Here is a 21,073-nt window from a genome sequence, read left to right as displayed (position 1 = left end):
AAACTATAAACTAAAAAACATAGAAACTAATTCGTATGTTAAGTCTATTAAAAGAATACGCGATGAGTACAATTCAAATAAAGAAAACTTCAGTAAAGATAGCCTCACATTCCAAAATGAATGTTTTAAAATTTTTACTACAGTTATTTTTAATTCTAAATATTACAGCGGGATGGTCACAATATATTGAGGAAAAATCCAATCGATTAATAGGAACTGCTTTAAACGGTCAGCCTACCTTAAGTATTACAGATTCAAAATTCTCAGAATTAAATAAATCCAATTCTAATGAATCTAAATTATCCGATTTTACGTCTATTAATTCGGCAATAAATATACACATTGGGTTAGACGAATCCGCTTATGGTATTGGAGAGACCTCTTCTTCCACCAGTGTAAAATCTCAATTTAATGTAAGTTATAAAGCTATTGTAAAATTAGAAATAAAACGATATGCTAATAGCGGAGTACTGTCAAACAACGTTCAAAATACTGAAATAAAAGAATTTGTTATAACCCATAATAAGACCACAGAAAATCTTAAAAACAATGATTTTGTGGTATATAAACTTGCAGGGACTCATAAAGCAGAGATAAAAGTATTATCAGTAATGTATACCAATCTAGATGACAAACCTATTACATTAACTAGTCCAAGCAATGTCTTTGTTGAATTAATTTTTAGTACAGAAAGATATTTTAACATAAAAGACACCGCTGTAAAACCCAATGCTAGTTTAGTTACCTACAAAGGATTTCAAGAAGAAATTACACTTTTAGATAAAGCAAAAGGAGAACATGAAATTCAAATTAGTTGGAACAAAGATCCTAATTTTCCAGCTGTTGAATATGAGCTAGAATGGACTTGGATTGATAATTATGGAGAAGGGAGTGAACCTAAATCGCCTAATAATATTCCTTTTACAGAAGAAGACTTTAAGCGTAATAGCTCCCGAATTCAAACGAAAGAACTGAGCTATAGAATTCCATTAATATTTTCAAAAGGATACCTCTTATATAGAGTTAGACCTGTTGGTCGTTTTTTAGATGACGTATCAAAAATTTATTTCGGAAAATGGTCTACAACAAATGCAGAAAAATTTCAAAACCTAAGTGATTGGCAAGATAAAATTGAAATTGTAGTTCCACACGAAAAAGACAGTAAAAATTGGCAGTACCAATCTTCATTTGCTGAAGATGGTAAGAAAAAAGAAGTCGTAAGTTATTTTGACGGTTCACTTAGAAATAGACAAACCGTAACAAAAGTTAATACCAATAACCAATCTATCGTAGGAGAAGTAATATATGATAATCAAGGACGTCCTGCCATAGAAGTACTACCCGTGCCTTTAGAAAATAGTGCTATAAAATATTTTGACTCACTAAATAAAAATCAAACTACGGTTTTTTCTCACTTAGATTTTGATTGGGATGATCCTAAAAAAACAGATTGTAGCGTATCTACATCTAATAAAATGAATACCAGTTCGGGGGCTAGTAACTATTATTCCGCAGCTGCTAAAGTATCTAATAATTTTCAGGATTACGTACCTGATGCTAAAGGATTTCCCTATTCTCAAATAGTGTACACACCCGATAATACAGGACGAATTTATAAAAAAGGAGGCGTAGGCTCAGATCATCAAATAGGACGAGGTCATGAAATGACCTATTTTTATTCTACACCAAGTCAAGAAGAACTAAATCGTATTTTTGGGTATAAAGTAGGTTTTGCAAATAAATATAAAAAAAACACAGTTATAGATCCTAATGGTCAAGCGAGTGTTAGTTATATAGATCCTAAAGGAAAAACAATAGCAACAGCTTTAGTGGGACAATCACCAGAAAATTTAGATGCTTTACCCGAGTTAGCAACAGAAGGCAATTTAAAAACAGATTTATTAGTTAATAACAAAAAAAAATCAAGTGGCCGTTTTGGTATTTTAAAAGACGGAATAGATTTAACCTCTAAATTAGAAGTTGTTGGAAATTTACCCTCTACCATTAAATTTGATTACGGTCTTGAACATAGCAAAAATACCTTTCAACCAAATTGCTTAACAAACAAATCATATCCTTTTGTTTATGATTTAAAAATAAGTTTAAAAGACGATTGTGCTAATGAAAGACTCAATTTTGAAGGAAATCCAATCAAAACAATAGGTTCTGTCAATACACAAAATCCAAAAGGAAATTTACCCTTAATAGCTTATAATACTCAAAAATTAGAAGCTAAAAATTTGTCACAAGGAAGTTATTTGTTGTCAAAAGAACTAGTTGTTAACAAAGATGCTTTAGACGCTTATGCTGAAGATTATTTATACGAAATTTCAAAACAAGATAATATCTGTAATCCTAAAACAGAATTATTTAATGTTCAAATCGATGTAAACGGTTGTGAAATAACATGTGGTTTATGTGAAAAGACATTAGTAGAAAACTATTTAAAAGAAAATCAAAAAATAGAATTTAGCAATTGTTTTGATAAAAACAATAATAAAACATGTTCGGAACCTATTTTTGATCAATATGCAGCTATTGCTAAATACGGTTATGTCTTAGATAAATTAAATACCAGATATGCTCCTACCATCTTTACCTATGATACCTTAGGAAAATTAAATTATCAAGACCTTTCATTAAATCCTATAATAATAAATAATGATGAGAATTTATTTAAAAAAGAATTTGATTTCTCATTGCAAACTTGTCGTGATCTTTGTCCTAAAATGGTTACAAGTTGTCATATTATGGAAACAACTTTGCTGTCAGATCTAAGCCCAAATGGACAGTACGGTTCAATAAAAGGAATTATTTTTAAACCTGATATGGATGATAGTACTACTGATATTGTAATTAATGCTAGTAATCCCGATTCAAATACATCAACTAATACAAATACTAACACACCAGATCCTTCTAATAATACAATTCAAGTCGTTAATGATGATTTGAGTGTGTTTAATGAATATAATTACCTATTAAGAGGTGGTAGCTATCCTATAGGGAAAGATGCGTATGGAGATAATAAAACAGTAACTAAAGAACAATCACAATTTAGTTGGAAATACCCATCAGATGGAGTGTATAAAAATGCAGATGGATCTATTGCGTGGGTAACAGTTAAAAAAATAGCAGAAAACACTTATTTGCCTCCTATCGAACCTAATACTCCATTACTTCCTGAAAATATCACCGATACAAATATTTTATCAGTAACCTCTAACTATAGATTAGGAGGGATGAAAAAAGGCGATAATGAAGATGAATACCTAGTATCCCCTCAATATCTTGATAACATAGCCGATTTTATTAAAAATTGGAAACAAAATTGGGCAAAATCTTTACTCGCTTATCACCCAGAGTATTATTATTACGAATATAATAAAGCACTTTGCGAGAATACTTTAATCAAATACGGAAATAATACTGATAATTATGATTTAGCTCTAAATGAAATAGAAACCTATAAAATAGCTAGTCAAAACAAACAGTTAATCGAAAATCCAAGTTCCGCTACAGGTATAAAAATTTTAGAAGAAGATCCTTTTTATAATTTAAATTACAATAAAGTAGAGAGTACATCTCAGAGTTCATTAAGAAAAAACCTGATTATTGAGGCTCTAACTGAAAATTATGAAGGAATGACCTATAAATACCAAGGTCAAGATTATAAAATGAATATGTTTCAAGCCGCTGCATACACGGTTTTATTTGGAAACGGTTTAGCACCAATAAGTATTTTTCATAACGTTAAAAATAATAGCGCATTAATTAACTACATTAATAATAATGTTAATGAAAAACAAAAAGATAGAATCTGGCTTACTTACAAAAACTATTATACCAGTTTTAAAAATAAAATAAAAACTGTTTTTTCAAATATTTATAGCATAAAAAATAAAGGATACAATGGCTATATAGGAAATATTAATAACACAGAAAAATTTAGATATACTTTAAGAAAGTATGCGAAAACATATAATACTATTGCAAAAGAAATAGATGAAAGAAATCCTTTTACACCTTTCTCCGATGCAATAGACAATTTAAAAAAGGTTTATAAAACATCTTATGTAAGTGTTTATCCACAAAATATTTTAGCAATAGACAATTCAGACGTAAGAATTTTTTATAAAGACAAACAAAAACGTTTCATAGATTCAGACTATTTTTATGATTCAGGGGCCAGTGATGATCAAAATTTAGACAACAGCATTACAGCAGCTAATAATAGCCTATACCTAGAAACTAAAAAATGCCCATTACTTTTAGACATGCAGTCGTTTTTAAATGGATTAATTCAAAAAGATTATAATCCAATAGGGAAGTTGCCTACCTATAATACAGAAGAAATTCCTGCCAATACAATAGCTCAACTAACTAATAAATTATATGAAAGCCTAGGAGCAGGAACCCTTATAAAGGATTTAACGTCAATTCCTAAAATAAAAGGCTATATCGTGTCAAATACAGTCTTAGATTTAAAAATTGAAGACGAAAACGCTAGTAATAAAAAAATTAAACTAGAAATAATCAACCCAACTTCTTATATTACTTCTTGTCCAACGGTACGAGGTACCAGTGCATCAGCCCCAGACTGGTCTATGTACGGCAACCAGTTTTATATAACTGAATTTAAGGACATATATGCAGTTCCTGGAGGAGAAAAGAAAAATTATAAATTTAAAATTATCGCAAAGGCTGATTTTGATCCTGATCCTTTAAAAACATGTTTTGAAGAAATTCTTATTGAAGGAACCACAGAAGCTCCTCTTGATACCTGTACTGAAGACGGAACCATTAATGTAAATGGTCAAGCAACTATTGATGCAACTGCTGGTTGTACCAATAAAATGTATTTTGAAAGAAACCTTTTACAAATAATTAATAAATTAATTTCTGAAAAAACAGTTAATAGTACAACAGGTATCCGTTTAAACACAGGCTATAATTCAACTCAATCGCCACCCGCTTCAGGCATCTATCCTTATGCAAATAATTTTATTCAACAATTTTTAAATGATACTCAATTTGCAGCACAATACAAAAAAACGATAGATGGTTTTCAATTTATATTACCAACTACAGGACAGGTTTTAATCAACGTTACGGATTTACAAGGTAATTTACCAACAGATAGAATCACAAGTATAAAAATTGATAATAGTTATAATATTCAATTTTTCTCTATCAATAATAATGGTATCATCAGTTCTGTTAAAGGAAAACTTGCAACAAAAGATTTTCAATGTATTTGTACAAAAAAGCTATCTATAAAAGAGATAGCAGAAGCTAATCTTTTAAAATTGATTAACCATTTATGGTCAACTCAAAAAAATAATAAAGGACAATTACCTAATAATAACGCATCATATAATCCAAAAGAATGGCAAGAAGTAGACCCTTATATCATTCCTAATGGTTCAACCATTGATAATTTTAAAACAGAATGGATTACTCCTAAAGACTCTCAATTCAGTAGTAAAGTTCAAGGGATGCAATATAATTTTGCTAATTGTGATTTTTCCTTAATACTAAGTTATTTAAATTCAGGAAATTATGAGACACATAGAAATTATTTTAATGCAATTACTCATTTTTCTAATTTTAAGTTAAATACTGATAATAAAACCTTTACAGTTTGGGCTCATAATAATCCTTATGAATCAGTGCCAACGCATTCTTATCAATACAAAGGGACATTAATGGAAATGGAACCGGCTGGTTATAAAATAATAACAGGATCTATTGATTGTTTAGAGTTTTGCAAAGAAAAAATTGATGTAGAAACTAATTTAACTAAATTGTTAAATATTGTTTTGGGATATCAACTATATAAAAGAGGAAATAAAAGTCCTGAAAATACAAGCCCTAACTCGTTATTGGCTCTACCTTTAACGCTACCTGTTGAAAATAGAGTCATATCAAATTTAATGTTAAATGAAGATGAAATATCGTTTGCGTTTGGTGAAAATTCATCCTGCGGTGTTAATTTAGAATTAAATGGACTATCATACGATTATGATCATGGAAGTTTATATGATCTAACTTTTGATGATGATACCTATACTACTTTTAATGTAAAATTAAAATATTATTTTAGATTTCAAAGAATTAAAAAATTAAATTTAGCACCTTTTGGAAACTTTAAAGGTAAAATTTCTTGTTTAAAATTACCGCCTTCTTGTACAAAAGAAGAAGAAGTTCCTTGTATAAAATGTGTCCCTCAGGAAGTAGAGCCTTTAGCTTGTGGCTCAAAATGGAAAGAGTATGTTGAAGGAATGAAAGCAAAACTACCCAATTATACTTTGCCAGAATATTTAGCAGCCAATGATGAGTATTTTTGTAATGCTAAATTTGCCTATATAACAACTCCGTATTTATATTATTTAAAGAAATTCTTTATTTCGGATGTTACCAATTATAAATACATTAGTATAGCTGAATTTGGGGCTACCAAACTAAACTACGGATATAAAGATCTTATAAGCGCAATAGATAGTTATGCTCTTTACATATCATCAAACGATTATAGTATGTCATGGAATAACTACATTAATAATATATACGTAGTTGAAAACCAAGTGTGTCCACCAGCTCCAATGGTTCCAGATCTAAAATTTACAGTTAATGAAACAAAAACACCTTGCGAAATCTTTCATGAATCTATTACTAAAACCTATACAACAGTCTTAGCAAGTCAGGAAAAAGCCTTAAAAAAAGAAGAATTTGTAACGAACTATATCAAAGAAGCAATTGATCATCTAAAAGAAACTTTTACAAAAGAAGCAAAAGATCAAGAATATCAATACACCTTGTATTATTATGATCAAGCTGGTAATTTAACCCAAACTATACCTCCTAAAGGGGTAAGTAGGCTAGGAATCACTAAAGATAATGATCCATTAAATATCAATATCAACAACTTTAGAGAAAAAAATGATACACCAGAAAACGCATCACAAACAGCTATAGAAGCTAATCATAGTTTTAATACAGAATACAAATACAATTCCTTAAACCAATTAGTATGGCAAAAAACACCTGATGGAGGTGAAACACGTTTTGCTTACGATGCTTTAGGACGAATTATTGCTTCCCAAAATGCTAATCAAAAGAAAAGTATAACATGTTCAAATGGTATTTGTACCGCTTTTAGTTTTACAAAATATGATGGTCTAGGTAGAATTTACCAAGCAGGAGAAATTATTGCTCCTTCTAGTTTTACCATTGATGAAAATGGAAGATTATTAAAATCAGGCATTGCTATTAATAATTTCGAACAAGACAATGAATCATTATATTTAAAACAACAAGTTACCCATACCCTGTATGACGAACAACATCCAGATGCTCTAAAATATATAGGAAAAAGCCATGAAGATAATAACCAAAAAAGAGTTACAGCAGTTCTATATATTGATAAAGCTTCTACCTTAGTAGATATTAACAAATACGACAATGCTATTTTTTATGATTATGATATACACGGCAATGTAAGACAGTTTGTACAAAGAAATACATCAGCAAATCTTATTAATTTACAACAAGACGCTAAAAAAGTAGTTTATGACTATGATCTAATCAGTGGAAAAGTAAATAAAGTTATTTACCAACCAGGACAAAAAGATCAATTCATACACAAATATGCCTATGATGCAGATAATCGTATTGTGGAAGTACAAACCAGTACAGATGATATAATATGGGAAAAAGATGCTAAATATGAATACTACCAGCATGGTCCCCTTGCTCGTACCATAATAGGCGATAAAACAGTGCAAGGTCTAGATTATATCTATACACTTCAAGGTTGGCTCAAAGCTGTAAATTCTGAGCAAATAGGCCATGATATTGGTCATGATGGATCCTTAAATGGTACAAATGCAGTTGGTCAAGATGCCATAGCATTTGCATTAAACTATTATAGCGGTGATTATCTTTCAAGGCAAAACACAAAATCTGTTTTAGACACCAATACTTTTTCTTTATCACAAGGTATGAATCTTCAAACAAATAAGAATTTATACAACGGTAATATTAAAGAAATGGTAACTTCCTTACTTGATGAAAACCAAGTAAAATTAAATTCGCAGTTTAATAAATACACCTATGATCAGCTCAACCGAATTAAAACAATGAACTCCATAGGAATCAATTCCCTAAATCAAACACACGAATCTTTAAGTAGTCAATATCAATACGATTCTAATGGAAACCTATTTACATTAAAACGAACTGCTCCCGTTAAGAAAACAGATAATAATATCACTCAAAAAGATTATAATTTAATGGATGATTTTTCATACCATTATATTCCAGGTACTAATAAATTAGCATACATAGACGATACAGTACCAAACAAAACATTTACAAATGATCCTAATAATCCAAACGATACAACACTAGATCTAGACGATCAAAACCCCGATAATTATAAATACGACGCTATCGGGCAGTTAATCCGTGATGAAAAAGAAGGCATTACCATTGATTGGCGTGTAGATGGAAAAGTAAAAAAAGTATCCAAAGATAACGGTACCATCATTACTTTTGATTACGATGGTTTAGGCAACAGAATAGCAAAAACGATTAGTAGACCAAATGAAAAAAACAATACCACCTACTATCAAAGAGATGCACAAGGAAATGTAATGGCCGTATACGAAGCCAACGAAAAAAATACAATAGTTACAGAACCTGTGGTTCCTAATTTATACCTAAACGATTATATCGTATCCGGTACGGAAATAAAGAAAGCCAGCAAAGGGATTTATGTTTCAAGTAGTAGCAATAGTATATCAACCGTAAAAAGTACCGGAAACCTAACCCTACAAGCCTCAAATGAAATTGTATTGTCTAATGGATTTAATACCGAAACAAATGCTAAATTTTTAGCAGAAATAAAACCCATAAACACACCAGTAGATACAAAGTCAGGAACTTTTCGTTTGGTAGAACACGATATCTACGGAAGTAGTCGCTTGGGAGTTCAAAACGCAGATCTAGATCTAAGCAGCACTAATCAAACAATAAAAAACAAATTAGCTAAAAAAGAATGGAGTAATTTAGAAAAAACAGCACCTTTCGGATTGGTAACCTCCAAAATAAAAGGAATTGAATTAAAAACAATAAAAGACAGTAAAACTTGGCAAAGTCCTTCGGAATATGGATTAAACTTCTTTCCAGATGCAGGGGTAATAAATGACTCAATTGTTTTAAAAACCAATATAAAAATCAGTCAAAATACACCAGAAAAAGGCCTTTTACTATCGTTACATAATCATCTATCAAAAAGAGATTGGATCGATGCAGGACCTTATTATAGAAGCTCCGCATTTATGTTTATAGAAAAAATACGTAAGTCAACCAACCCAGATGTATTTGTCTATAAACCAGTTGTGAAATTAGTATTACACAAAAGAGATTACGGTGTATATTCAACGCGCTCTGGAGGTAAAAGAAACAAGTTTGATGCTTATGTACAAACAATAGATTATACCATACCAACAGAAATACCAGAAAACCAATGGAATTTAAAAGTAAACATTAATAAAAATGGTAATAATCAATTTGATGTTAAAATAAATGTAAACGGAAACATATATAAAGCAAATAAAGTTGATTCAGGATTAAATTGGTCATTTGGATATGGTAACATAGAACCACATGAGCAACACCTAATTAATTTTCCAACACTACCTAATAATGCTTTAGGAGCTAATTACTTAGCCTTTTATGATCCTAATAATAACTACCAAGATTGGTCGTTAGGTTCTGCCCATGCTGAAATTTGCGATTTTACCTATTCAATAGATGAAATCAAACACCAGTTTAGTTTTGACGAAACCCCGACATCTGTTTCTACCGATATGTTAGATAAAGATAATATTGTAAAACCTTTAACAATAACCAATTTAACATCCAAAGATTATTCGGACACTTATTGTGGACCTCAAGCATTAGATACAGACCAAGATGGAGTACTTGATTTCAAAGAAGACGGAAAACAACGTTTAGACAACTGTCGTTTTACTTTTAATCCCGACCAGAAAGATAGCGATGGAGACGGATACGGTGATGTATGTGATAATTGTCAGAAAAATAATCCTACTCCTAATCCAACCAATCCAGATTACCAGTTAGATACCGATGGTGATGGTGTAGGAGACGACTGTGACAACTGTAAAAATAAATACAATCCTAGGATTGATTATGTAACTATAGATCCTAAAGATCAACAAGCACTTGCTATACGTGATGCTAATCCAACTTATCTATCGTTAACAAATCAATACCAATCAGATAGAGATGAAGACGGATTTGGAGATGGATGTGATAATTGTATTGATACTAAAAACGGTAAATCAGAAGGTCAAACAGACGCTAATGGAAATCAGTTAGATGCAGACCAAGACGGGATAGGCGATATTTGCGAAGGTATTGATCAAGGAAAATCTATATCAGAAATAGAAAGACCAGCAAATGAAGCATATCGTTTAGTAGGCGATAAAAATTATGAATTATCAAATCATTTAGGAAATGTACTTTCAGTTATTACAGATCGTAAATTATTTATTGGAAATTCAGGAAATAATTTTACCTTTATGCCAGACGTTCTTAGTTATAATGACTATTACCCTTTTGGCTCGCTCATTCCAAACCGCCACGGATCAAGCACAGCCTATCGTTACGGCTATCAAGGTTCTGAAAAAGATGATGAAATTAAAGGAGAAGGAAATAGTTATACAACTCATTACAGACTATTAGATCCAAGAGTGGGACGATGGTTAACTAGAGATCCTAAATTTACTGCATTTGAAAGCCCGTATGCTAGTATGGGAAATAACCCTATTTTATTTAATGATAAGCCAGGAGATACAATTCGTATGGCAAAAATAGCTGATTTTCAAGGTAAAACGCCCAAATACCACCATTCAAAAGCTGGAAAATCATTTAATTTATTACAGAGTGGTCAAGATGCTAAAGATAAAAATGTTTGGACAATAACGCCATATTATGACAATAAGGATAATGTTGTTGGATATGCGGCCGGTAGATTAGGCAAAGGTTCAGACTATGCTATTGAATACTATTTAGATAAAGGAGATTTTGCTTCATTTTCTAAAAGTTTAGATAATTATCAACTCGCGTCCGATTTATTTCTAATGAATGGTCCTCCATCAGAATCGCAACTTTCATTTATGTCAGGGCTGAACAATGGCTCTGTTTCTGAAACACTTAATGGTCTTGGTAAGATGTGGAAAGAGGCTATTAAAGACCCACAATGGTGGGCTTACACATTATCAGCTTCTATGGGTTCAGTAGTTCAAGCAGGTCAGGCTAGACAAACGTTTTCTAAAAACATGAAATATGCCCCTAGAGTTAGACAAAGAGCAATTGAAGGCGGAGCTGCACATCGTTTTCCTTATAGTTTTGATAAAACTATAATAGAACAAGGAGAAATGATAAAAGTATCTGATACATACATAAAATTTAGAATGGAAGGAACAATGATTAATGAAGTTAATCAAGGTAGCTTATCAATACCTTTAAAAACTAAAAGTGGTTATTATGAAATTGGTTTTGAAAATGGTCAAGTAACACATAGAACATTCACAACTGCAACAGGTAATTAATTATGGAGTATATAATTTTAGACAGCTATTTTGAGGGATCTGGTGTTAGAAATATTGTTTCTGAGGAATATATAAATATTAACGATTTAAATATTGACAAATCCCTTAAGCAAGAAATAAAAGAATGGAAAAAAGAATATGATGAAGCTTTTTTGAAAAACAAATTAGATCAGGACTTGATTGATAAGTTAGATGAAAAAGCTTTAAAAATATGTTTTTTTATAAATAACAACTCTAAAATTTACAAAGTTGATTATTATTATTCTGAATATTTGAGCGAAAGAATTTATTGTAAGAAGCAATAACCCGATCGCTCGGATATGCCCCCGATCGATCGGATATAACACAAAGTGAGTCTCAACGCAAAGGTTACCAGATGTCGCGGATATGACACAAAGTGATATGCACAATCTTGGCTCAACCCCCGATCGCCAGATGTCGCGGATATGACACAAAGTGATATGCGCAATCTTGGCTCAACGCAAACGTTAGCGCAGAATTGCATTCTGTGCCCGCAACAGAGAGTAAAAAACAAAACACGCTTACGGGCGTGTTTTTTTGTGGGTTGTTGTTATTGTTTTTATACCTTAAAGTACATATTTACGAGAGTGAAAATATATGTTTTAAGGCAAAAAATAATTTTTAAGAAAGTTGTTTTTGAATGTCTTTTTGAAACACAAAGGCTTTAAGCATTGTTTTAACGCTGGTAATTTCTTCAGGTTTTAGAAACTGGATTTTATTAAAAAGCTGTAATAGTTCCTCGTCTTTTAGTTTGTCGTTTATAATTTGTTCACTAGAGCCATAAATTAAATAGTCTGTAGTTACGTTTAAGGCATCGGCTATCCTTTTAGCAACTTCAATAGTTGGAGCGGTTAAATTACGCTCATAACGTGAAATATGGGTTGCGTGAACTTCAATAAGTTTTGCTAAATCTCCTTGCGAAATATTCCTTTCTATACGAGCTTTTTTTAAGTTATCTCCAAACGACATAAGTGTACTGTATAATGTTTTATATGCTTAAAATGCTTTACAAAAATACATTTTTATAAGCATAAATTATATGTTGGATAATTTTTTTGACAAAAAACATATTTTGTTATGAACAAAAAACATATATTTGTAGTCAAATATGATTATTAAAAACTTATGAACAATCTCAACACCTCCAACCCCAACCACTACCTCTACGAAACCAAACACCTTAAAATCTCTATTCTAGGAGGTATCAGGTTCAATAATTTAGAAGCGTTACGAGTCACATTAGGAATAAGCAAACAAAAGTCGGAGCAAGTATTAAGACAGAATATTGATTTGTACAACGACACCAGTATAGAAAAACTCACTAGAAAAGTAGCCGAACGACTAGAAATAGGCACCACCATAGTAAGAAGAGATTTAGACCAACTCACAAATGAATTAGAACAATTTAGATTACAAGAAGTAGCAGAACAAGGCAAACTCTACGAAAAACAAGTAAAAGTACTCACAGAAAAAGAAATCAAAGAAGCAAAGGAATTTTTAAGTCAAGAAAAACTAATAGAAAGCACACAAGAGTTAATCGGTAAATCGGGAGTAATCGGTGAAGAAATTAACCGATTATTAATGTATCTAATATTCACGAGTAGAAAAACCAACAATCCGTTACACGTGATAAGTTTAGGAAGTTCGGGAGCAGGAAAAACGCATCTGCAAAGTAAAGTATCAGAGCTTATTCCCGAAGAAGATAAAATCGAAATGACCGTATTATCAGCAAACGCCTTTTATTATTTTAATAGGACAGAATTAAGTAATAAACTGATTTTAATTGAAGATTTAGACGGAGCAGAAAGTGTACTCTATCCATTACGAGAATTACAAAGCAAAAAGAGAATCACCAAAACGGTAGTACATAAAGACAAAAAAGGAACTACAAAAACAATCCATTTAACGGTGGAAGGTCCAGTAAGTGTAAGTGGTTGTACTACACAAGAGAGTATTTACGAGGATAATAGCAATAGAAGTTTTTTATTATACATCGATGAAAGCGAAATCCAAGACGGAAAAATAATGCAGTATCAAAGGCAGTTATCGGCTGGAAAAGTAAACTACGAAGCAGAAGTAAAAGCAAGAGAACTATTAAAAAACGCTCAACGATTATTAAAAACAATATCCGTCAGAAATCCTTTTGCCGAGTTCCTCACATTACCAAACAGCGTTTTTAAACCACGAAGAACCAATGCGCATTATTTACAATTTATCGAAGCCATCACCTTTTACAAACAATACCAAAAGTTCCATCATATCGACAAAGAAACAGGCGAAGAATATATAGAAACTACCGTAGAAGACATACAAGAAGCCAACGAACTTATTAAAGAAGTGCTACTACGAAAAAGCGACACTATTACAGGAGCATCACGAAACTATTTAGAAAACTTAAAAATCTATTTACAAGAACAAAACCAAGTAGTATTTACCAGTTATGAAATTAGAAGAAAATTAAGATTAACCAAAACTACTCAATGGAGATACCACCAACAACTATTAGAAAACAATCACTTAAAAAAAGTAAAGAAAAAGGGAGAACCTACACAGTACTACGAAATCACAAACCCCAATGAATACAAGGAGTTAGAGGAGCAAATAAGTCAGGCATTGCAAGAATGTATCGACCAAATCAACCGTTCCACAGTTCAACAAAGTTCCACCACCAAAACGGAACGCACAAAGAAAACAAAATCAGCTAGTTAAGAGTAAAAAATAAAAATAATCCAAAAAACAACACATACCAAAAAATAAAAAAAATGAAAGATGAAAAATTTAATACTAGAAAACGAAAGCTACCGAGAAGTACACAAAGATTTTAAGAATTGGTTAGATATACTGGGTTATGCCGATACTACGCTGTACAATTTACCCAATCACCTTAAAGAGTTTTTGCATTACCTAGAAAACGAAAACATTAATAAAATCAACCAAATCAATGTACAAATAATTAAAGAATATTACAACTATTTAAAAACAAGGGGCAATAAAACCCGAGACGGCGGACTTTCCAAAGCCTATCTAAACAAGCACATACAAGCACTATTTAAGTTTAACGACTACCTAAAAGAACACAACGTCAAACCATTACCCATCCATCTAAAAAGAGAAGAATACAGCCAAAGAGATAGTTTACAAGTTTTAACCCAAGAAGAAATTAAACAATTATTTAAAGCCACAGAAAACAGCAACAATCAAGAAAAAATAAGAAAACGAGATAAAGTAATTTTAGTATTATTATACAGCACAGGATTACGAAGAAACGAAGCCATCAATCTAGAAATCAAAGACATATTGTTCGATAAAGAGCGGATTTATGTTAGAAAAGGCAAAAATTACAAAGAAAGATATGTTCCCTTAAACGACTATAATTTAAAAATCATAGAAGAATACATTTACGATTACAGACCAGCATTTTACAACTACAAACAAACAGAAAACTTACTAATAAACTATCGAGGAAAACCATTACAAGGACAAAGCTTGTGCAATAGATTAAAAATATTGGCAGAAGAAACACAAAACAAAATCCTTATAAAAAAGCAAATTACACCACATATTTTAAGACACAGTATTGCAACTCACTTACTTGAAAAAGGCGCAAACATCGAAACCATCAGTCAATTTTTAGGACACTCCAGTTTAGAAAGCACACAAATTTATACCCATTTATTAGAAGATAAAGCAAAAACCAATAACGATGAACAACTTCAAACACTACTTCGAGAAACAAGGTTACGCGAGCAAAAGTTTACCCATATTCCAAAGGGCAATTACTCGCCTCGATATATGGATGAATAATTTTGGTACTACCAAAGAAACCATCGATTATAAAACATTTTTAAAATACATCGAAGAATTAAAAAAAACAGGAATTAAAACCAACACTTTACAAAGCTACATTGGGAGTTTAAAAATATACTTCAACTACTTACAAGAAGAAAATTACAGAGCAGACAATCCCATAGAGAATATCAATATAAAAGGTAAAGTAAAAACAGTATTAGGACAATTATTGACAGCTGACGAGTTAGAGGATTTATACTATTCTTATGAAACAAAAGACAATGATCTAGCCAGAAAACGAAACAAAATAATAATAGGATTACTGGTTTATCAAGGTTTACACACCAAAGAATTACAACACCTAAAAGAAGAACACATAGAACTTTACAAAGGCAAAATACACATACCACAAACCAACAAAACCAACGGCAGAACACTAGAACTCAAACCGTGGCAATTAATGGAACTAATGGAATATATAAAAGAAATTAGACCACAAATAGTACCCAAACACGAAGAAAGTTTATTTACAAGTAGTTACGGAAATACCAATATTAGTAACGTTTTAAAGAAATTAAGTGAGGAATTAAAGCTCATCAATTACAATTATCAAAACGCCATCCAAATCAGAAACAGTGTGATAGTAAACTATTTAAAAACAAACAACTTACGAAAAACGCAATACTTTGCAGGACACAGATATATAAGTTCGACAGAAAGGTATCAGCAAGATAATTTAGAAGAGCTTCACGAAATGGTCAACTCTTTTCATCCAATAAAATAAGTTCAAAAAAATACTAGTTAAAATTTAACCTTACAGACACTGTAGAAGCCATCAAGCGGTCTCCCTCCGGTCGTTCTCTTAGTTCCGCTCGGCTGTTCCAGTCGTTCGTGCCTCTCTCCGTTACACAGTCCACAAGCGCACAAGTATATAAAACCACTCCGAAAAAAGAGCCGTTTTATATACTTGTTCGCTTGTCCTCGTCTTCACACGTTCACTTCCATCGGTCGTCGGGGCTACTACATCTGCAAGACCGCTCCCAACGCTCCGTCCAACGCAAAGCCGTCTTTGCATCTGTCGCCCCTTGTTAATATGGCGGTTGCTCCCTGCATCCTCAGTACGCCCTGCAAGGTGTAGCAAAGCTACAGCCGATTAGATTTGCTTCACTTCGTTACGCTTCAGGGCTATGCTTCCAGCACACTGCGCCACATTGCTCCTCGTCGTGCCTCCTCGTCCGCATTGTGTGTCGCAGGCTTCGATGCATTGCCGCAACACCGCCACATCGCTCCTCGGTAAGTAAAAAGGCTTTTTTATATCACTAAACGCATAACGCCTTTTTTACTTCCCTGCGGTGCTTGGGGGTGTTTATTGTAGAACCGGATACTAACGCCCTTCGGTTGTTTGCTCATTTTTTTAGAAGAAAGCCAAAGAGGCTTTTTCTTAAAAATGAAGCTTTATTTTTTGGCTTTCTTCCAAAAAAATCGAGCACCACATCACTAAAGCACCTGTAAAGATTAGGTAAACACTCAAAAGTCATTGAATACCTGCCAAAGAATAGGGATAAATAAACGGATTTTTATATATTTGAAATGCCCAAAAGGCATACGTTCTTAAAAAAGTAGAAGTGTAAGGATAAGGCAAGCGGAAAAAAAAATTTTTAACGGTTTTGCCAGAAAAGAGATACCCAAAGTAGTGGTTACCCTAGCAAAAAACGCATAAAGTATTACCCTTTTGGCTCGCTCATTCCAAACCGCCACGGATCAAGCACAGCCTATCGTTACGGCTATCAAGGTTCTGAAAAAGATGATGAAATTAAAGGCGAAGGTAACTCAATGAATTACACCTTTAGAATGCACGACCCACGTGTAGGAAGATTCTTCGCAACGGATCCATTAGAAAATAAATATCCTTGGTACAGTCCATATCAATTTGGAGGTAATTCTCCTATAATGTCTGTTGAACTGGAAGGTCTAGAAGAATCTAAAACAGCCAATGAAAATCAGAAACCATATTCTGGAGGTGTACAAGTTTATCAAGCGGCTGAAGCTAAAGGTGCCGTCCCAGGTGGTAGTTCACACGCAAATGAAAGTTTTAAAGTAGGTGAATATTCTGTTCTTCCAAATTTTATAAAAAACAGTAAGGGTAAAGAAATTCTTAGTCACTATACTGCTTCTGTTGAAGTTAATGATGGCCAAGGAGGTAAGGCAACTAGAATTGATTATGTTTTTGGTAAAAACGATTTAGCAACGTTTAAAAATAATGTTCAAACATTTGGAGCTGCCGCAAATTTAATGTTTGGAGCTGGTACTGAACTTTCTCCTGGAGTTATTTCTATTTTGAATAAAAGTGGTTATGGAACCTATATAAAAGAGCAAATGACAAATCCTCTTAATTGGTTAGCTGCTATACAAGGATCTGTTATGCAAATGAGACCAAAATTATTAAATACTTTTGATAGTATAGATGATGTTGGAAATGTTTTAAAAAAATTGGATTTGGATAGTGCCAAACCTATGTTATTAAAATCTGGTTGGACAGAAGTTGAAGGAAATTGGGGGACACGTGTTGTTTTTGAAAAGAAAATAGGTAAACAAAGATTTTACGCTCAATGGGAAAACAATGTAGTTCATTCTTCGGACAATAGACCTGTAAGCTATTGGAAAATTACTTCTGGAAAGATAAATGCTACTAGACAAAACACTATTAGAGTTTCAAAGGACAAAAGATTTACTGATAATTAAGGAGATGGAAAGAGAAAAGAAAATTTTAAAATTTCATTTTGAAGAAATTATATTTATATTGTTGATTCTTTCAACTGACCTAAAAGATTATGAAAAATCTGATTTAAAGCTATTTGCAGAAGCAATTCAACGTATAGATTCTTTGTTTACCGAAAATTTTTTAGAACAATTAAAAACGATTGGTCTTGAATTTGATAACAATGACTTGAAAAAATTTATAGAATTAAAAGAAAAGATACAGCAAATTTATTCTTACCACTGGTATGAAAAATTGTTAATAGATTCACAGCAAATGTTAGAAATTAAAGAAATATCAAAATTTCTATTAGAAAAAACAAATGTTAAATATGTTGAACCTATTGTGTATTCTGAAAGTCATATGAATATTGATTGGTAGGTAATGTTTCCCGAGCTGGCGCAACCCGATCGATCGGATATAACACAAAGTGACCCCCGATCGCTCGGATATGCGGTAAACGTTAGCGCAGAAATGTTTTCTGTGCGCACAACAGAGAGTAAAAAACAAAACACGCTTACGGGCGTGTTTTTTTGTGGGTTGTTGTTATTGTTTTTATACCTTAAAGTACATATTTACGAGAGTGAAAATATATGTTTTAAGGCAAAAAATAATTTTTAAGAAAGTTGTTTTTGAATGTCTTTTTGAAACACAAAGGCTTTAAGCATTGTTTTAACGCTGGTAATTTCTTCAGGTTTTAGAAACTGGATTTTATTAAAAAGCTGTAATAGTTCCTCGTCTTTTAGTTTGTCGTTTATAATTTGTTCACTAGAGCCATAAATTAAATAGTCTGTAGTTACGTTTAAGGCATCGGCTATCCTTTTAGCAACTTCAATAGTTGGAGCGGTTAAATTACGCTCATAACGTGAAATATGCGTTGCGTGAACTTCAATAAGTTTTGCTAAATCTCCTTGCGAAATATTCCTTTCTATACGAGCTTTTTTTAAGTTATCTCCAAACGACATAAGTGTACTGTATAATGTTTTATATGCTTAAAATGCTTTACAAAAATACATTTTTATAAGCATAAATTATATGTTGGATAATTTTTTTGACAAAAAACATATTTTGTTATGAACAAAAAACATATATTTGTAGTCAAATATGATTATTAAAAACTTATGAACAATCTCAACACCACCAATCCAAACCACCCGATAGCGCGGATTTGTAATCCCGCGCTGGCGCCAGCGTCTCGCTGGTGCGCACAAACAAAATAACCCCGATCGCTCGGATATGCGCAAACGTTAGCGCAGAAATGTTTTCTGTGCCCACAACAGAGAGTAAAAAACAAAACACGCTTTTGGGCGCTGCTCCACTCTGATGCTTGTTTATAACGGGTGCCTACATACAGAAAAAAGAAAAACAAAGCATTTGTAATGCGGGTGATACTGTAAAAATGAAAGGTTATAAAAAAGGAACACGCTAATTAGCGTGTTTTTTGTGGGTTATTAAGAGGAGTAAGCTTGCTTGGCTTTATAATCACGAATAGTCAAATCAAGAAAGCGAGTAACCAAGACGGGATAGGCGATATTTGCGAAGGTATTGATCAAGGAAAATCTATGTCAGAAATAGAAAGACCAGCAAATGAAGCATATCGTTTAGTAGGTGATAAAAATTATGAATTATCAAATCATTTAGGAAATGTACTTTCAGTTATTACAGATCGTAAATTATTTATTGGGAATTCAGGAAATAATTTTACCTTTATGCCAGACGTTCTTAGTTATAATGACTATTACACTTTCGGTAGCCTCATTCCAAATAGGCACGGCTCAAGCACAGCCTACCGCTACGGCTTCCAAGGACAGGAAAAAGATGACCAAATTAAAGGGGAAGGGAATTCTTTAAATTACACCTTTAGAATGCACGACCCGAGGGTGGGAAGGTTTTTTGCTACTGACCCTTTGACTTCTAAATACCCATTTTATTCTCCGTATCAGTTTAGTGGTAACAGGCTTATCGATATGATTGAGTTAGAAGGATTGGAACCTACAAATCCAAAAGTTGATCCCAATTCACAGCCAAAAGGGGATTATTGGGAAAAAACAGATGCTAACGGAATATATACAGGAGAAGCTTATCCTACAACGCCTTTGGATGAAATTGTTGTTCAAGGCACATATCAAAGGAAAGGGTTTTATGGAGGTCCTTTAGAAAATAAATTTGATGAGAATACGGCTCAATTTTCTGGTGCAAAAATTGGTTTTAGAGCTGGAAATGATGATGATGCTAACTATTTTAACACTGAGTTAAAGTCATTTAATATGGATTTATCAAATAATTCTTCAGAAGTAGCCTACGATGTAAAAGCAGAGATTTCTGGAATTGAAGGTAAGATAAATGGTTCTTTAGGCTATAAGAACTGGTTTGGTGTTCAAGGAGGTTTAGATGGTAGTGCATTTAAGGCTTTTGCTAATGCAAAAAATGGTTTTACTTTTGGTGATGGAGGTATTTATGGATATAAACAAGGAATGGGTATTGGTGCACATGCATTAGAAGGAAATGGTAATGCAGGCTTAAGTTTTCTTGGTTTAAATCTTAATGCAGGTATAGGCGGGAGTGCAGGGAGTGCTCATGCAGGTTATAATGGTCACTTCCTTTTGAATACTAATAAGAAAATTATAGAAATGCATTTGGACGCGAATGCTGGATGGATTTTAGGACTTAAAGGAGGTGTTAATGTGAAATTCGATTATGGTATTTACACTGATTTATTTAAAAATTAATTGAATTAAGATATGAGATTAGCATTATTAGTTTTTTTTATTTTATTAAAAAATATTATTTTACTTCACTTGTATACGAGAAACAAAAGATTTGATACGGTTTATTTTATTGTGTCTTTTTTTATTCTTTTATT

The 21,073-nt window shown here is 32.3% G+C and carries 10 protein-coding genes; 8 read left to right on the top strand and 2 right to left on the bottom strand.

The genetic code is table 11. The features are described from left to right. Positions 1-62: 62 nt before the first annotated feature. Positions 63-11,642: a DUF6443 domain-containing protein gene (locus HUE53_RS06295; RefSeq protein WP_192188795.1), complete on the top strand. Its 11,580-nt coding sequence runs from the start codon at positions 63-65 to the stop codon at positions 11,640-11,642. 2 nt (positions 11,643-11,644) lie between these two features. Further along, positions 11,645-11,947, top strand: coding sequence for a hypothetical protein (locus tag HUE53_RS06290; protein WP_077225770.1), 303 nt, complete (start codon positions 11,645-11,647; stop codon positions 11,945-11,947). Positions 11,948-12,284: 337 nt separating this feature from the next. Here the strand turns inward: HUE53_RS06290 and HUE53_RS06285 are convergent, their stop codons facing one another. After that, positions 12,285-12,632, bottom strand: coding sequence for a helix-turn-helix domain-containing protein (locus HUE53_RS06285; protein WP_077225769.1), 348 nt, complete (start codon positions 12,630-12,632; stop codon positions 12,285-12,287). Positions 12,633-12,788: 156 nt separating this feature from the next. Here HUE53_RS06285 and HUE53_RS06280 point away from each other — a divergent pair, with 156 nt between their 5' ends. From HUE53_RS06280 to HUE53_RS06260, 5 genes are all read left to right on the top strand, one after another. Beyond that, positions 12,789-14,372 (top strand): hypothetical protein, encoded by a 1,584-nt coding sequence (locus tag HUE53_RS06280; protein ID WP_192188794.1) that lies wholly within the window; start codon positions 12,789-12,791, stop codon positions 14,370-14,372. Positions 14,373-14,432: 60 nt separating this feature from the next. Then, complete coding sequence (locus HUE53_RS06275; RefSeq protein ID WP_192188793.1) at positions 14,433-15,467, top strand: tyrosine-type recombinase/integrase; 1,035 nt, start codon at positions 14,433-14,435, stop codon at positions 15,465-15,467. After that, a complete protein-coding gene (locus tag HUE53_RS06270; RefSeq protein ID WP_192188792.1) occupies positions 15,460-16,236 on the top strand; it encodes a tyrosine-type recombinase/integrase in 777 nt (258 codons plus the stop codon). Before HUE53_RS06275 ends, HUE53_RS06270 begins: the two co-directional genes overlap by 8 nt. A 932-nt stretch (positions 16,237-17,168) precedes the next feature. Beyond that, a complete protein-coding gene (locus HUE53_RS06265) occupies positions 17,169-18,194 on the top strand; it encodes an RHS repeat domain-containing protein (protein ID WP_192188838.1) in 1,026 nt (341 codons plus the stop codon). A 4-nt stretch (positions 18,195-18,198) separates the two neighbouring features. Further along, the gene (locus HUE53_RS06260) at positions 18,199-18,591 is read left to right on the top strand and encodes a hypothetical protein (protein ID WP_192188791.1); all 393 of its coding nucleotides are present in this window, start codon (positions 18,199-18,201) and stop codon (positions 18,589-18,591) included. Positions 18,592-18,827: 236 nt separating this feature from the next. On the opposite strand, the gene HUE53_RS06255 is transcribed toward HUE53_RS06260, so the two are convergent. Further along, the gene (locus tag HUE53_RS06255; RefSeq protein ID WP_077225769.1) at positions 18,828-19,175 is read right to left on the bottom strand and encodes a helix-turn-helix domain-containing protein; all 348 of its coding nucleotides are present in this window, start codon (positions 19,173-19,175) and stop codon (positions 18,828-18,830) included. 501 nt (positions 19,176-19,676) lie between these two features. Between HUE53_RS06255 and HUE53_RS06250 the strand changes: the two genes are divergently transcribed. Continuing rightward, positions 19,677-20,939: an RHS repeat-associated core domain-containing protein gene (locus tag HUE53_RS06250; RefSeq protein ID WP_192188790.1), complete on the top strand. Its 1,263-nt coding sequence runs from the start codon at positions 19,677-19,679 to the stop codon at positions 20,937-20,939. Positions 20,940-21,073 lie beyond the last annotated feature (134 nt).

This window comes from Flavobacterium columnare, assembly GCF_014844295.1.
GTDB lineage: Bacteria > Bacteroidota > Bacteroidia > Flavobacteriales > Flavobacteriaceae > Flavobacterium > Flavobacterium columnare.
Note: the sequence above shows the minus strand (reverse complement) of the source record. Positions and strands in the feature narration are given on the sequence as shown.

Bases quoted from the DNA above. Each gene is read 5' to 3' on its own strand.
- HUE53_RS06260 (WP_192188791.1), top strand. From the start codon at position 18,199: ATGGAAAGAGAAAAGAAAATTTTAAAATTTCATTTTGAAGAAATTATA.
- HUE53_RS06285 (WP_077225769.1), bottom strand. From the start codon at position 12,632: ATGTCGTTTGGAGATAACTTAAAAAAAGCTCGTATAGAAAGGAATATT.
- HUE53_RS06295 (WP_192188795.1), top strand. From the start codon at position 63: ATGAGTACAATTCAAATAAAGAAAACTTCAGTAAAGATAGCCTCACAT.
- HUE53_RS06280 (WP_192188794.1), top strand. From the start codon at position 12,789: ATGAACAATCTCAACACCTCCAACCCCAACCACTACCTCTACGAAACC.
- HUE53_RS06270 (WP_192188792.1), top strand. From the start codon at position 15,460: ATGAATAATTTTGGTACTACCAAAGAAACCATCGATTATAAAACATTT.
- HUE53_RS06290 (WP_077225770.1), top strand. From the start codon at position 11,645: ATGGAGTATATAATTTTAGACAGCTATTTTGAGGGATCTGGTGTTAGA.
- HUE53_RS06275 (WP_192188793.1), top strand. From the start codon at position 14,433: ATGAAAAATTTAATACTAGAAAACGAAAGCTACCGAGAAGTACACAAA.
- HUE53_RS06255 (WP_077225769.1), bottom strand. From the start codon at position 19,175: ATGTCGTTTGGAGATAACTTAAAAAAAGCTCGTATAGAAAGGAATATT.